16 protein-coding genes are annotated in these 13,679 nt (G+C 57.9%); 11 read left to right on the plus strand and 5 right to left on the minus strand.

Annotation, left to right across the window (positions count from 1 at the left end; all coding sequences use genetic code 11):
• Nucleotides 1-34: 34 nt before the first annotated feature.
• Together ACZZ0A_RS12615 and ACZZ0A_RS12620 are read left to right on the plus strand one after the other, a co-directional pair.
• On the plus strand, nt 35-595 hold the full coding sequence (locus tag ACZZ0A_RS12615; RefSeq protein WP_463543195.1) for a hypothetical protein: 561 nt from the start codon (nt 35-37) through the stop codon (nt 593-595).
• Between the two features lie 461 nt (nt 596-1,056).
• Entirely contained in the window at nt 1,057-1,419 is a 363-nt protein-coding gene (locus tag ACZZ0A_RS12620; protein WP_007913049.1) for a DUF6124 family protein, read from the plus strand.
• A gap of 140 nt (nt 1,420-1,559) precedes the next feature.
• On the opposite strand, the gene ACZZ0A_RS12625 is transcribed toward ACZZ0A_RS12620, so the two are convergent.
• The 4 genes from ACZZ0A_RS12625 to ACZZ0A_RS12640 all read right to left on the minus strand — a co-directional run bounded on the left by ACZZ0A_RS12625 (nt 1,560) and on the right by ACZZ0A_RS12640 (nt 3,727).
• Nucleotides 1,560-1,937 carry a hypothetical protein gene (locus ACZZ0A_RS12625; protein WP_095111967.1) on the minus strand — a complete coding sequence of 126 codons (378 nt, stop codon included), beginning with the start codon at nt 1,935-1,937 and terminating at the stop codon, nt 1,560-1,562.
• A gap of 110 nt (nt 1,938-2,047) precedes the next feature.
• Nucleotides 2,048-2,404: a DUF7079 family protein gene (locus ACZZ0A_RS12630; RefSeq protein ID WP_007913045.1), complete on the minus strand. Its 357-nt coding sequence runs from the start codon at nt 2,402-2,404 to the stop codon at nt 2,048-2,050.
• Entirely contained in the window at nt 2,389-3,171 is a 783-nt protein-coding gene (locus ACZZ0A_RS12635) for a hypothetical protein (RefSeq protein WP_414916006.1), read from the minus strand. Before ACZZ0A_RS12635 ends, ACZZ0A_RS12630 begins: the two co-directional genes overlap by 16 nt.
• A 10-nt stretch (nt 3,172-3,181) precedes the next feature.
• Nucleotides 3,182-3,727 (minus strand): PAAR domain-containing protein, encoded by a 546-nt coding sequence (locus ACZZ0A_RS12640; protein ID WP_007913041.1) that lies wholly within the window; start codon nt 3,725-3,727, stop codon nt 3,182-3,184.
• Nucleotides 3,728-4,124: 397 nt separating this feature from the next.
• On the opposite strand from ACZZ0A_RS12640, the gene ACZZ0A_RS12645 reads away from it, so the two are divergent.
• The 8 genes from ACZZ0A_RS12645 to ACZZ0A_RS12680 all read left to right on the plus strand — a co-directional run bounded on the left by ACZZ0A_RS12645 (nt 4,125) and on the right by ACZZ0A_RS12680 (nt 11,394).
• Nucleotides 4,125-5,114, plus strand: coding sequence for an aldo/keto reductase (locus ACZZ0A_RS12645; protein WP_007913039.1), 990 nt, complete (start codon nt 4,125-4,127; stop codon nt 5,112-5,114).
• On the plus strand, nt 5,111-5,701 hold the full coding sequence (locus ACZZ0A_RS12650) for a flavodoxin (protein WP_007913038.1): 591 nt from the start codon (nt 5,111-5,113) through the stop codon (nt 5,699-5,701). The genes ACZZ0A_RS12645 and ACZZ0A_RS12650 overlap by 4 nt, the downstream gene beginning before the upstream one ends.
• A gap of 24 nt (nt 5,702-5,725) precedes the next feature.
• A complete protein-coding gene (locus tag ACZZ0A_RS12655) occupies nt 5,726-6,718 on the plus strand; it encodes an aldo/keto reductase (protein ID WP_007913036.1) in 993 nt (330 codons plus the stop codon).
• Nucleotides 6,719-6,780: 62 nt separating this feature from the next.
• Nucleotides 6,781-7,248: a (R)-mandelonitrile lyase gene (locus ACZZ0A_RS12660; protein WP_007913035.1), complete on the plus strand. Its 468-nt coding sequence runs from the start codon at nt 6,781-6,783 to the stop codon at nt 7,246-7,248.
• 229 nt (nt 7,249-7,477) lie between these two features.
• The gene (locus tag ACZZ0A_RS12665) at nt 7,478-8,251 is read left to right on the plus strand and encodes a carboxymuconolactone decarboxylase family protein (protein WP_007913034.1); all 774 of its coding nucleotides are present in this window, start codon (nt 7,478-7,480) and stop codon (nt 8,249-8,251) included.
• A 121-nt stretch (nt 8,252-8,372) separates the two neighbouring features.
• Entirely contained in the window at nt 8,373-9,317 is a 945-nt protein-coding gene (locus ACZZ0A_RS12670; protein WP_177321049.1) for an alpha/beta hydrolase, read from the plus strand.
• 48 nt (nt 9,318-9,365) lie between these two features.
• Nucleotides 9,366-10,418: an alpha/beta hydrolase gene (locus ACZZ0A_RS12675; protein ID WP_007913032.1), complete on the plus strand. Its 1,053-nt coding sequence runs from the start codon at nt 9,366-9,368 to the stop codon at nt 10,416-10,418.
• Nucleotides 10,419-10,500: 82 nt separating this feature from the next.
• Nucleotides 10,501-11,394, plus strand: a complete 894-nt coding sequence (locus ACZZ0A_RS12680; protein WP_007913030.1) for a LysR family transcriptional regulator — start codon at nt 10,501-10,503, stop codon at nt 11,392-11,394.
• Between the two features lie 243 nt (nt 11,395-11,637).
• On the opposite strand, the gene ACZZ0A_RS12685 is transcribed toward ACZZ0A_RS12680, so the two are convergent.
• The gene (locus tag ACZZ0A_RS12685) at nt 11,638-12,441 is read right to left on the minus strand and encodes a 2OG-Fe(II) oxygenase (RefSeq protein ID WP_463543196.1); all 804 of its coding nucleotides are present in this window, start codon (nt 12,439-12,441) and stop codon (nt 11,638-11,640) included.
• 265 nt (nt 12,442-12,706) lie between these two features.
• Between ACZZ0A_RS12685 and ACZZ0A_RS12690 the strand changes: the two genes are divergently transcribed.
• Complete coding sequence (locus tag ACZZ0A_RS12690) at nt 12,707-13,678, plus strand: AraC family transcriptional regulator (protein ID WP_463543197.1); 972 nt, start codon at nt 12,707-12,709, stop codon at nt 13,676-13,678.
• Nucleotide 13,679 lies beyond the last annotated feature (1 nt).

Consider the following 13,679-nt stretch of genomic DNA (forward strand, 5'->3'; position numbering starts at 1 on the left):
CTTTTAACCCATAACGCGTACCCCGGGAGGCCTGATGAACAACTTCCCAATCGTCGCCACCGTTCTCTCAATGATCCTCGGGCTCTCCGTCACCCGCCTGCTGCTTGGCGTATTAACGGTGTTCCGCATCCGCCGAGTAGCCAAGCCAGATTGGGTGGCGCTGGTCTGGGCGGTGATGCTGTTTACCATGCAGCTGCAATTCTGGTGGGCCGTCAACGCACTGTCGACGGTGAAACAGACCTTCTCGTTTCTCGAATTTCTACTGTTGGTGATGCTGACGCTGTCGCTGTTTGTCACCGCGGCGTTGTTGCTGCCGAGCCGCAGTGAGGATGAGCAGCACGGTTTGCGCGTGTATTTCGAACAGGATGGGCGCTATGCATTGCTGTCGCTGTCCACGTATCTGTGCCTGGGGCTGATCGTTAATGTCACGTTGTTTGAGGCATCGCCTGTAGCGCTTTGGGGTTTGCTCGATGTGGTCATGATTGCGTTGCCGATTGGCGCATTTGTGGCTCGGTCGCGTAAAGCGTATGCGGCGATTACGTTGATTTATGTGCCGATCAATGTGATCGACACGCTGATTTCGCTGGCGAATTAACTCCCCCTCTAGCCACGGGACTTGCTGCGGTGGATCGCGAAACGGCTATCGCTCCTCCAGTCCACAAAGACATCGCAAAAACAGCTCGAACTGCCCTGTTGAAGCAATTCCTGGACTTTGTTTAAAGACACCCCAAGTTACGTCATCCCAACCTACAACGCCTTGCGCCGTTGCCTACGACTACGCCAGAATCCGCCGGCTTGTGCGCCTTGGATGCGGGTTCTATTGTGGGTCGGTCACTGAATAGCAGTGATCGGGTTTGGTAGCCCGTGTATACAAGGTGCGCAATTTCACTATTGGCGAAAGTCTTCGCCTGGCTTTTATGGTGGTCATGCGCAGGGCGCTTTCGAGCGCGCCGGTTTTCCTTGTGTCCCGGTCTACCAACCTGTGCATGGCCGCCACCCATCGTTTGGTAGCGAGAGGGTGATGGCTCCTTTTAAGCGACACAAGGGAGTTACATCATGTTCAAAATCACACCGAATCCACCAGAAACCGACCCGATCGCGGGCGACGAATCCCCAGACGCCAAGAAATTCAACGAAGCCGTCGACCGCGCCCTCTCCCATTACCTCGGCCCCGCCCCGGAAATCATGCTCACCCCGTACCAAACCAACACGATGTTTATCGCCAACCCGAACACCAAGACTGAGGAATTGCTGGTGAATGCCAGTGAATCACTCGGCTCGGCATCGGTGATGCTTGGGGATGTGATCGGGCTGGTGCAGGGACCGGCACGCAAGACGCTGCAAGGCATTGCACAGGTGGTGATGCTTGGGGAGTTGGCAGTGAATCGGGCGTTGGATAACGTGGTGCCAACGGAGTAACCGGCCCCCGACTATGGCGGCGATTAGGCCGCCATACGGGAGAAAACAGAGAGAAAAATGAGCATAACGACCAATTTTCGGCCCATTGCGGCTGTTCGGAGTCGACTGATGTAATCGAACAAATATCACCGTGATCACATCTAACTTTCGATGTAACTAGCTAAGCGCATGACGTCGCTCATACTTTTAAGCCTGACAGTAAACTCTCCGTTCGCATTCTCTTTTACGTCGGGAATTCTTCCAAAAATTTCCTCACGCGAAAACTTTTGGAGACGCAGGCACGGCTTTCTGAAGTAGAACAACATCCACTTTTGGTTCGGAATGAATGCAAAATCGCAGTCATCCTCACGCAAGAAACGAAAATCCTTGATGTATCCGTGCGAGCTTGGAAAGCAGTCATAGCCCTTAAGCGTTGATGCCCATCCAATCATGTACAAGAGCGCGTGCTTGGCCTCTGGAGTAACCAGAATCTCGTAGTATTCCCGCAACATCTCACTGTTCTCAGCTCCGCGCAGCATCTCGAGATCTCCCACTCTTTCCGATGGAGGCTGCCTTTAGCGTGAAAAAGCAGCTGCGGTGGTCGCCAGTCTTCAAGGTTCACCAAGCTGAGGCCTTGAAGCATTCTGGATCACAATCTGCTGGCGATTTCCTTCCAAATATAGGCGTAGTTGTATTTCAGCCAGCGCACCAACACCTTATCGAACTGCCGACGAAACCAATTACGTTTTCTCGCAGCCAACCTTTCCTCTATCGACTCTCTGAGTATGTCAGGATCGAAACCAGTCCATACCGGGGGTACTGCGGCCACAAGATTGGTGAAGCACACCGGTGCGACCTCTGAATAGAGAATTTCGTAAAGAATGTCAGGGTCGACGCCTCTTACTTTCCTTGCTAGGTAGTCATATTCAACCGGAAAGTCGTTGAAGGGCTCGGAGAGTGCCGCTCTGACCTTGGTCAGTTCTGGCTCAGTCAGAAGATGTCCCAATGCGTGAACTCCTCAAGCTCTTCATCCAATGAACTCGCAACAGCTTCGCCCGCAACACCGCCTGCGATTGTTCCAACCAAGACCACTGCGATTGCACAAATGGGGGCACCAGGTCCGCAAAATGCGCTGACGCCCAACCCTGCAAGTACCCCACCAAATGCCCCAGCACCGACAATGATTCCTTGGCGCGCAGCTTCCTTGGGTTTGTTTTCAGCATTCAATATCTGATATGTCGCCAGAGCCGCAGTTACGAGAACACCAAGCTTGCCCATGATCAGCATCTTTTTTGTACCGGCCGAGAACTTGGCATTATCCCGGCCCGAAGATTCCAGAATGGTGTAATGGACTTTGTTCTTCTCTATTTCCGAAAGGCTGTCGTAACCTTTTTGGAATAGGTTTTCAGAGTACATATTTAAAAGTGTTTTGAGCTCCGTCCCACCCTTTTTCTTCCTCTGGGCGATTGCCAGCCCCTGCGCAGAGGTGAACTTGCGATGCTCAACCATGATTTTGTTGCGCATCTCGTGACTGAACTTCACTCCCTCTTGCGCCGTAATCTTTCCAGCTTTCACGTCATCGCGTGTTTGCTGAGACATACGCTGGATATTCTTGATATAGCTCGCTCGAGTTTTTTCATCAGATATCGCATCCAGTGAAAACCGCAGCGCAGAGCCCTCCATTAGCTCTAAAGCCCGATCAAGAGGAGAGTCTTGCAAGGCGTGCTCTCGCTGGACCACATAGCTGCCAGTGACGATGTACGGCTCTGTCATAGGATGGTCCTTATCCCAAAATCGAATTCAATAGACTTTCGGTGAGAGATGCCGCTTCTTCGGATGCTTGCTCTTCAAATTGGAGCATCACGCACGCCTTCCCCGATAGGTTCGAAAATTTAATGGCGTTGTCTTTATCAAATACACCGGGCAACGATGAGCCGTCATCAAAATGCGCGGTGCAGGATAGGCCTTCGTAGCTCTCGTCCGCAGGTATTCTGAAGCCGATCCAACGCGCATACCCCGCTAACGGCGCAGGAGCAACAAACTCACAAGGCGAATGGGTATCACCGATTATCACCGTCCCCGACCCGCCAACTACGACGCCGCCGTGAGTGCCACCCGTGTCAATGGTTGCGGCATTCTTACCGTTGATGAGCACAGTCGAAGATAGGCCAGATGAGAGCGCACTCCCGCATGTGCACGCGTCACCTTGCCGTGCTGCGGCCAGTCCGTCGAAAAACACGTCGGGAGAGCCGACCGCAATAGGGTTGGTGCCGTGTCCTGGCAATGGGCAACTGTATGGATCACTTTTTCGCGCCGCTGGCTTGGCCATAATGACTTCCTGTCAAATCCTTGTGAGCGTCGTAAGCTACCAGAACAGGTCACTTGTTAAAAATCTATGTGTTGGAGGGCATTGTCTATCGCCCTCCAATAGCCGCACGCATTAGCTGATCAGCGTTTGAATCGAGACGTCACAACTCGGATGGGAAAGGCTGCCTCTGATTGCATTCACGGGCAGCAATCGGCCAAAAGCGGACGGTCAAGAAAGTGTCAGATTTTTTGTGTGCGAGCGGTGATGGCCTACCGTGACCCAGGCTTTCATTCGGCAGTCGCCACGTCCCCTTTTCCGGGACTGATGAGCAAACCTCATCAAGCTTTGCCGATTTACCCGTCTAGTCCTCAGTCGTTAGCGCGCTTACTGTTCTTCCCATGCCCAACGGGAGATCAACATGCACAAACGCACACTCGGCAACAGTTCACTCGAAGTATCCGCCCTCGGCCTCGGCTGCATGGGTCTGAGCCATGGTTATGGCCCGGCCACGGACACCGAACAAGCCATCGCACTGATCCGCTCAGCCGTTGAGCGAGGCGTCACGTTCTTTGATACCGCCGAATTCTACGGCCCCTATATCAATGAGCAAGTAGTCGGCGAGGCGCTGGCGCCAGTTCGCGACCAGGTCGTGATCGCCACAAAATTCGGCTTCGCCGTCGGCGCCGACAATACAAAGCAGACTCTGGACAGCCGCCCCGAACGTATTCGAATAGCCGTCGAGGGCTCGTTGCGTCGTTTGAAGACCGACTACATCGACTTGCTCTACCAGCACCGCGTCGATCCGAACGTGCCGATCGAAGACGTCGCCGGCGTAGTGAAGGACTTGATTGGCGAAGGCAAGGTCAAGCACTTCGGCCTGTCGGAGGCCGGTGCGCAGACCATTCGCCGTGCGCATGCGGTGCAGCCGATCACGGCGCTGCAAAGCGAGTACTCACTGTGGTGGCGCGATCCCGAGCAGGAAATCCTGCCGACGCTTTGGGAGCTGGGCATTGGCTTCGTGCCCTTCAGTCCGCTGGGGAAGGGGTTTCTCACTGGCACGGTGACGGCTGAGACCACTTACGGCAGCGACGATTTCCGCAGCATCGTCCCGCGTTTCAGCCAATCGGCGCTCCAGGCCAATCAGGCGCTGGTGGTGTTGGTCCGTCAGATAGCCGCGCAGAAACAAGCGACACCGGCGCAGATCGCGCTGGCCTGGCTGCTCGCGCAGGCACCGTGGATTGTGCCGATTCCGGGCACGACCAAACTGCATCGCCTGGAAGAAAACCTCGGCGGCGCGGAGATCACGCTCGATGCGGCCGAACTCAAAGCGATTGATACCGCGCTGGCGCAAGTCCGCATCGAAGGCGAGCGCTACCCCGAATCCCTCAAGGCGCGTGTCGGCCGATGAGTAACGATCACGATCCGCTGCGGCGCACGGTGATCGCCGCATTGGCCAGCGCGCCACTGCTGTCGCTTGCCGACACGCAGAGTGCCGGTGAAACACCGCGTTCTGGCTCGCGCATTCTGGTCGCGTATTTTTCGCGCTCGGGCAATACCCGTGTGGTTGCCGGGCTGATCCAGCGTGGACTGGGTGCCGATCTGTTCGAGATTTGTCCGGCCCACGCTTACCCCGAGGACTATCTGCAAACCGTGGAGCAGGCCCGCCAGGAGCGTGACAGTGGCTTCGAGCCCGAGCTGCAGAACAAGGTTCATGCCCTCAGCGACTACGACACGATCTATCTCGGTTTTCCGATCTGGGGTGAAACCGCGCCGCCGATCGTGCGCGCATTCCTCAGCGCCCACGACCTGACCGGCAAGACCCTCATCCCCTTCAACACCCACGGCGGTTACGGCTTGGGCAACAGCCGCAGTGTGCTGGTCAAGCACGCGCCGAAGGCCAAAGTGCTGGAAGGATTTGTGATGGAGGGTGAGCAGGAGCGCAAGACCATGGAACGCGTGAACGGCTGGCTGAACGATCACCCTCTCACGCATTAATCGAATTCTGTACGGAGTGACATAATGAAAAACCGCACGTTGGGCAATGGCCTGGAAGTGTCTGCATTGGGCCTTGGCTGCATGAGCATGACGTCGGCCTACGGGCCGGCAGCCGACCAAGCCAGCATGATCAAGCTGATTCGTTCGGCCCACGAGCAAGGCGTCACCTTGTTCGACACCGCCGAAGCGTATGGCCCGTTCGCCAATGAAGAGCTGCTGGGCGAGGCCTTGCAGCCGATCCGCGAGCAGGTCGTCATCGCCACCAAGTTCGGCTTCGATATCGACCCGATCACCGGTGCACGAGGCGGCGGCACCAATAGCCGGCCGGAGCGTATCCGCGCCGTCGCCGAGGCGTCGTTGAAGCGCTTGCGTACCGATCACATCGACCTGTTTTATCAGCACCGCGTTGATCCGCAGGTGCCCATTGAAGACGTCGCCGGCACCATCAAGGAATTGATCGCCGAGGGCAAGGTCAAGCATTTCGGCCTGTCTGAGGCAGGTGTGGAAACCATCCGCCGGGCCCACGCGGTACAACCGGTCACGGCGGTACAGAGCGAATACTCGCTGTTCTGGCGCGGCCCGGAACTGGAGCTGCTGGCGGTGCTGGAAGAACTGGGGATCGGCTTCGTACCGTTCAGCCCGCTGGGCGCCGGTTTTCTCACCGGTCAGATCGATGAGCACACGCAGTTCGACGCCAGCGACTTCCGCAACTTCGTCCCGCGTTTTTCCCCCGAAGCGCGCAAGGCCAACCTGGCGCTGGTCGATGTGGTGAAAGTCGTCGCTGAGCGTAAGCACGCGACACCTGCGCAAGTCGCGCTAGCCTGGTTGCTCGCACAAAAACCGTGGATTGTGCCGATCCCTGGCACGACCAAACCCCATCGACTGCAAGAGAATCTGGGCGCGGTCGAACTGCAATTGACCGGCGACGATCTGCGCGTGATCAACGAGCAGATCGCGCAGATTCAGGTGCACGGTGAACGCCTGCCGGAATCGGCACTGAAAATGACCGGACTCTGAGTCTGCCCAACGCGGCGCCACGGGCGGCGCCGCTTTTCTTGTCTGACCGGAGAACCAATCCGATGAACCGATTGATTGCGCCACTCGTTGCTTTGTCACTGATGGCGGCAGAGTCCCAGGCCGCCGGCGAAATCCGCATCACGCCAAACGGCGCGCAGCCCTCGGTCAAGGGCGCGGCGCAAAACTTTACCGGCACGGTGCGCGTTGATGGCCTGTTCAAAGGTGAACCGCCGGCGCGCATCGGCGGCGGCACAGTGACCTTCGAGCCGGGCGCACGCACGGCGTGGCACACCCATCCGCTGGGGCAAACGCTGATCGTCACTGCCGGCGTCGGCTATGTGCAGCAAGAGGGTGGCGCGCGTCAGGAGATCCGTCCGGGCGACAGTGTCTGGATTCCACCGAACACCCGTCACTGGCATGGCGCCACGGCCAGCAACGGCATGACCCACATCGCCATCGCTGAAGCCGAGGACGGCAAGACCGTCACTTGGGGGGAACAGGTCTCGGATGCGCAATACGCCGGTAAATGAAGTTACGGAATGTGTCGAAGTTGCGCTCCCGGCACGTTGGGGGCAATCGACTAGTCGACGTCTAAGCCCCGAATCTGCGGGGTTGCGTCTGGATTTCTGCGATGACTGCTCCGTCGATTCATGAGTTCTGCTCAGGAACCCATGCGCAATATCAGGGTTAATCGCCATAACCAACCTCCGTACGATTCAGCGACACCGCAGCGCCCCGCAATGGATGGAGCCCTTCACGATGATCACTGACACCCGCAACAGCACTGCACTCCCCACACTCATGGCGCTCTGCCTTGGCGTCGGGGCGATGTTCAGCGTCACCACTCAAGCAGCCGAGGCTTCGCCCACCATGACCAGCACACCCGCCAGCGCAGCCAGCTTGTCGAGCCAGCAACAAGCCATTCCACTGATCGCGGCGTTCATGGCGACCAGCGACATGCCCAACCTCAACACGGCGCTCAACCAAGGGCTTGATGCCGGCCTGACCATTAGCGAAACCCGTGAAGTTCTCGTGCAGCTCTACGCCTACGTCGGCTTCCCCCGCAGCCTCAACGCCTTGAATGAATTGATGACCGTGGTGCAGGCGCGCAAACAACGCGGCCTTGACGATGCGCCGGGACGTGAGCCGAGCCGGGCGACTCCGGTCGGGGATGAGCTATTGGCAGCGGGTACGGCGAATCAAACGAAAATCTCCGGCGCCCCGGTCAAAGGCCCGGTGTTCGAGTTCGCTCCGGTGATCAACCGGTTCCTGCAAACCCATCTGTTCGGCGACATTTTCGAGCGCGACAACCTCGACTGGCAAAGCCGCGAACTGGCGACAGTCGGGGCGCTGGCAGCGTCCCCGGGCGTGGAATCGCAACTGCGTTCGCACATGGCGGCGAGCCTGCGCGTCGGGCTAAGTGCGGCACAGTTGCGCCAGGTCACCGAGCTGCTTGAAAAGCATGGCGATACACAGACTGCCAAGCGGGCAAGCGCAGCGCTGACCCAAGCGCTCGCAACAGCGGGGAAATGACATGAAATCTGCAAAGCATTTACTGAGCGTCACGCTGCTGAGCCTGTTGGCGGCCTGCGCGAACCACTCCGAAGGCCCGCTGCTGATCCAGAAACAAGGCAGCTTCGCCGCCGGCGGAACGATGACCACGGCACCGGGCACCTTCAACCCGCGCCAACCGATGACACCCAACGGCCAGACCTACCACGGTGACCACGTCTACGCCTTCTATCAAATCCCGGCGGACGCGCGAAAACTGCCCATCGTCATGTGGCACGGCGCGGGTCAGTTTTCCAAGACCTGGGAAACCACCGCCGATGGTCGCGAGGGTTTTCAGAACATCTTTCTGCGCCGCCACTACGGCGTCTATCTGATCGATCAGCCCCGGCGTGGTGATGCCGGGCGCAGCATGGTCGAGACCACCATCAAGCCTGTGCCGGACGAACAACTGTGGTTCAACCAGTTCCGCATCGGCCTTTGGCCCCGCTACTTCAACGGCGTGCAAGTGGCACAGGACGCCCAGACCCGCGAGCAGTTTTTCAGGGCAATGACGCCGAACACCGGGCCGTTTGACATGGGCGTGGTCTCCGATGGTGTGTCGGCGCTGTTCGACAAAATCGGCCCCGGCATCCTGTTTACGCATTCTCAGGGTGGCGGGCCGGGCTGGTTGACGGCGATCAAGAACGACAAGGTCAAAGCCATCGTGGCGTTCGAACCGGGCAGCAGTTTCGTGTTTGCTGACGGTGAAGTGCCGGCGCCGATTCCCAGCGCGTTCGACACGGTGCAAGGCGCAGCGGTGCCGATGGAGCAATTCATGGCACTGACGCGCATTCCGATCCTGATCCTGTACGGAGACAACATTCCGGAACAGACAGTCGATCTGCCCGCTCAGGACAGTTGGCGCGCACGCCTGAAAATGGCCCGGCTCTGGCGTGACGCGGTCAATCGCCATGGCGGTGATGTGCGACTGATACACCTGCCGGAGATTGGCATTCACGGCAATACCCATTTCCCCATGTCGGATCTGAACAACGTGCAGATCGCTGATCTGGTCGCGCAGTTCCTCAAAGAAAAACAGCTGGACTGACCCAAATACTTTTGCTACTGCCGCCCTTTTTTTGCTCAGGAGCTTCACGTGAAAAACACTCTCAAAGCCACGCTCATGTCGGCATTGGTCGGTCTCTCGGCGGGCGAAGCGTTAGCCGCTGACTACAAGAAGAACCCGTTCACACTCGCCTATGACGGCGCGATCAGCAAGAACGAGCCGGGCAAGGTCAACATCCACCCGGTCAGCTATAAGCTCAACGGGCTGGACATCGCCGCCAATGTCTACACTCCTGCCAACTACGACGCGAAGAAGAACTACCCGACCGTGGTGGTTGCGCATCCCAATGGCGGCGTAAAAGAGCAAGTCGCCGGTCTCTATGCCCAGCGGCTCGCCGAACAGGGCTACATCACCATCACGGCCGATGCGGCCTATCAGGGCGCCAGCGGTGGCCAGCCGCGCAGCATCGATAAACCGGCGTATCGCATCGAAGACATTCACGGCATGGCCGATTTCATCAGCCAGTTCGCTGGCGTGGATGACAATCGTCTGGGCCTGCTCGGCATTTGTGGCGGCGGTGGTTATTCGTTGGCGGCGGCGCAAACCGACAAACGCTTCAAATCCCTGGCGACGGTGAGCATGTTCAACTCGGGTCGAGTACGCCGCAACGGCTACAACGACTCGCAAATGGACAGCATCCAGCAACGTTTGCAGCAGGCATCAGCTGCCCGCGCGCAAGAAGCAGCGGGGGGCGCGGTGCTGTATTCGGGGGATGCCAACCTCACCGACGAGCAGATTGCCAAACTGCCTTTCGAACTGTATCGCCAAGGCTATGAGTACTACTGGAAAACCCACGCGCACCCGAACTCGACCTTCAAATACACCACCAGCAGCCTTATTGACCTGATGCGTTTCGACGCCACCGACCATATCGAATTGATCAATCAACCGTTGCTGATGATCGCCGGCAGCAAGGCCGACAGCCTGTACATGACCCAGGATGCGTTCCCCAAAGCCACCGGCACCACCGACAAGGAAGTGTTCATCCTCGATGGCGCCACCCACATTGAAACCTACTGGGTGCCGCGTTATGTCGATGCCGCGATTGGCAAACTGACCACGTTCTACGCCCGTACCTTGTAATCAACTCTCTGGGGGTCGCGCATCTGTGTGCGACCTGCTTTCATGGAATAATCACGCGCCCCCTCATGAGAGGTTCTCATCAATGTCCCGCGCCAATCTCAACGACCTGCAAGCCTTCGTGGTCATCACCCGCGAAGGCAGCTTTACCCGTGCTGCCGCACAACTCGGCGTCTCGCAGTCGGCGCTGAGCCACACCATGCGCGCACTGGAAAGCCGCTTGGGTGTGCGCCTGCTGACGCGCACCACACGCAGCGTCTCGCCGACCGAGGCGGGTCAGCGGTTGTATCAATCGATGGCACCGAGGTTCGATGAGATCGAACTGGAACTGGCCGCCGTCAGCGAGTTTCGCGACACCCCCGCCGGCAATGTGCGGATTCAGGCGTCCGAGCATGCGGCGAACAATATTCTCTGGCCGAAGCTGCTGAAGGTGCTGCCCGACTACCCGGACATCAGGGTCGAAATCACCGTCGATTACGCCCTTTCCGACATCGTCGCGCAGCGGTATGACGCGGGGGTGCGCCTGGGCGAACAGGTAGCCAAGGACATGATTGCCGTACCGATTGGGCCATCGTTGCGCATCGCCGTTGTCGGCTCGCCGCAGTATTTCCAGCATCGGCCTTACCCGATGGAACCGGGAGATCTGGCGGCGCACAACTGCATTAACCTGCGCCTACCGACTCACGGCAGCCTGATGCAATGGGATTTCGAAAAGGATGGCCACGAGCTCAAGGCCCGCGTCGAGGGCCAATGGACATTCAACAGCAGCGTGCCAATTCTGCGTGCGGCCGTGGCGGGATGTGGCTTGGCTTTCCTGCCAGAGGACATGGTGGCGAAGGAACTTGCGGACGGTAGCCTTGTGCGGGTGTTGGAAGATTGGTGTCAACCCTTTGCCGGTTACCATCTCTACTACCCCAATCGTCGCGAACACTCATCAGCGTTTGGCGTTGTAGTTGAAGCGTTACTCTACAGGGACTGAGACATCGACCTTCAAGGCGTCTGGATTTTTTCCGCCCCCTCACAACCGTGAATGAGCAGATGATTTTGATCGACTGCGTCGGGCGCGACCGGCTGCAATGGGAGGTTTACTGCTCATTATGAATGGCAGCTATTGGCCGAGAGCAGCCTTTCGTGAATGGCAGCAATTGGCCGAAAGCTGAACCACCACCAGCTGCTACCACCCAGTCCAAAAAACGGCTGCTTCCCTGATTACGCAGCCTCCTCACGCTTTCGTTCTAAACAACTTATTCATGTAGTACCTCAAACTCCACCGATCCTTCGGCCGCGGCTTATAGTGCGTTTTATTCCTCTGCCCCGGCTCCCCGCCCACCCCACTCCCCGTGTAGTAATAAAGCGCAATCGACCGCCGAGTAATGTGCTCCGGCGTAGTCAACGGCTCCGGATGCCCGTGATTGCTGTCCTTATCCGTATTAAAAATCACACACCGGTTATAAATCGGCAGCACCTTCTTCAGACATTTCTTCATCCCCACATCCCAAAGCTCCAGGTTGCCGCCGTACGCCTCCTGCCAGTCCTCGGTCAGGTAAATGATCACGTTCAGCCGTCGCTCGACGTTGAGCTTTTTGTTTAGTCGAAAATCCGAGTGCACGCCGAGGAAGCCGCCGGTTTTGGTTTCGTGCAGGCCGCCGCCGGCGAAATACGGATCGGGGATCAGGCCTTGTATGCCGGTAAGTTTTTCGAGGAATTCCAGCATGGGTGCGGAGTTGAAGGTGTTGAATACGTTCTTCAGGTACGGGCTGCAGGCGTTAGGGCTGATTTGGCGTTTGAGTTGGCCTTTGTAGCCGCGCTCGTAGGTCTGTTCGTTGTTGGTCGGTTCGACCGGGAAGTGTTCGCGAATGCTGGCGATGACGTCTGCTTGCAGGAAGTTGTCGATGACGATGTGCGGGAATGGTGTGGCTTGGGTGTATTCGTGGGTCAGCGATTCGCCGAAAGCGCTGGCGGCGTTTTGGTCGAAGTCGAGTTCCGGGGTCAGGGTGATGGGGAGTGTTTGTGTGTTGGCTTGCATTGCCGCTCCGATGATTTTTGGCTTTCAGGGCTGGGCAAACAGGGGCTGGGGCTTGGCGCGGTGCCTGTGTTTGCTTGCTGAGTACAGTGGCGAGCAGGTTGCCATGTCGGCGATTGGCTGCCGAGTGTCCTTTGCTTAAACGTGGCGCGGCGGTGTTACGGCATGTTTCCGGCTGTCACAAACCGGTCATATTTCCTCTGCTAACCTCCTCGGCGCCCTACCCTTCACCCCTGTCCTAGAGCCCCCAACCGAAGGTGCCGCCAAGGTGTTTCCGACTCCTGTTCGCCAGCAAATCATTCTGCGCTCCGACAATCTTCGTTCGGACGACTTCGGTGCACTGTTTTCCAGATTGTTTGGCAATCGATATGCGGACAATCCGCCGCCGCCGTCGAACATCATTATCGGCGGCGTTTACGGGCGGCACGATGGTGTGAGTTTTCGGCGGATGCATTATCACGGTGATTTCACCGTCGCTTTCCCCGATCCACAGGACGAGATCACCTTCGTCATTCCCACTGCCGGCAAGATCGTTTTCAACCATGCCACCGAGTCTATCGGGGTGTCGCACGTTGGGCTGGCGATTGATAAGGCGGATATCCGTTCGATGCGCTTTCTGGATGATCACGCGCATCACGGGATGTCGATCAATCGTCACCAGCTCACCGAGCGACTGTCGGCGTTGTTGGATAAACCGATTCTGCAGAAGATCGTTTTTGAGCCGAGCGTGGATCTTGAGACGGCAGCGTTTCAGGGGATCAAGGCGTTGATTGATCTGGCGACGGGGACGGAGTTTGATCTGTTGCTCAACAGCGGGACGTTGATGCCGTCGCGGTTGCGCGAGATGTTGGTTGATGCGGTGTTGGAGGCTTGGCCGCATAACTTTTCCGAGGCGTTGCGGCGGCCGACGGCGATGGTTGCGCCACGGCATGTGAAGTTGGCGGTGGAGTTTATTCAGGCACATCCGGAGCAGTTGGTCAGTGGTGTGGATCTGGCGCGGTTGAGTCATGTGAGTCAGCGGGCGTTGCAGGAGGGGTTTCGGCGGTTTGTCGGGATGTCGATTGTGGCGTATCAGCGACAGGTGCGGCTGGAGCGGGCTTATGAGGTTTTGAAACGGCGGGGTTCGGGGTCGGTGACGGAGGTGGCGTTGCGGTTTGGGTTTAGCAATGTGGGGCGGTTTTGTCGGTATTTTCAGGGGGCTTATGGGGTGAGTCCTGCGGATTTGCGCGGGCGGGATTGAG

The organism is Pseudomonas sp. AC242 (genome assembly GCF_979258655.1).

Coding starts and splice junctions, on each gene's coding strand:
- ACZZ0A_RS12615 (WP_463543195.1), top strand. CDS start 35: ATGAACAACTTCCCAATCGTCGCCACCGTTCTCTCAATGATCCTCGGG.
- ACZZ0A_RS12620 (WP_007913049.1), top strand. CDS start 1,057: ATGTTCAAAATCACACCGAATCCACCAGAAACCGACCCGATCGCGGGC.
- ACZZ0A_RS12625 (WP_095111967.1), bottom strand. CDS start 1,937: ATGCTGCGCGGAGCTGAGAACAGTGAGATGTTGCGGGAATACTACGAG.
- ACZZ0A_RS12635 (WP_414916006.1), bottom strand. CDS start 3,171: ATGACAGAGCCGTACATCGTCACTGGCAGCTATGTGGTCCAGCGAGAG.
- ACZZ0A_RS12640 (WP_007913041.1), bottom strand. CDS start 3,727: ATGGCCAAGCCAGCGGCGCGAAAAAGTGATCCATACAGTTGCCCATTG.
- ACZZ0A_RS12645 (WP_007913039.1), top strand. CDS start 4,125: ATGCACAAACGCACACTCGGCAACAGTTCACTCGAAGTATCCGCCCTC.
- ACZZ0A_RS12650 (WP_007913038.1), top strand. CDS start 5,111: ATGAGTAACGATCACGATCCGCTGCGGCGCACGGTGATCGCCGCATTG.
- ACZZ0A_RS12655 (WP_007913036.1), top strand. CDS start 5,726: ATGAAAAACCGCACGTTGGGCAATGGCCTGGAAGTGTCTGCATTGGGC.
- ACZZ0A_RS12660 (WP_007913035.1), top strand. CDS start 6,781: ATGAACCGATTGATTGCGCCACTCGTTGCTTTGTCACTGATGGCGGCA.
- ACZZ0A_RS12665 (WP_007913034.1), top strand. CDS start 7,478: ATGATCACTGACACCCGCAACAGCACTGCACTCCCCACACTCATGGCG.
- ACZZ0A_RS12670 (WP_177321049.1), top strand. CDS start 8,373: ATGACCACGGCACCGGGCACCTTCAACCCGCGCCAACCGATGACACCC.
- ACZZ0A_RS12680 (WP_007913030.1), top strand. CDS start 10,501: ATGTCCCGCGCCAATCTCAACGACCTGCAAGCCTTCGTGGTCATCACC.
- ACZZ0A_RS12685 (WP_463543196.1), bottom strand. CDS start 12,441: ATGCAAGCCAACACACAAACACTCCCCATCACCCTGACCCCGGAACTC.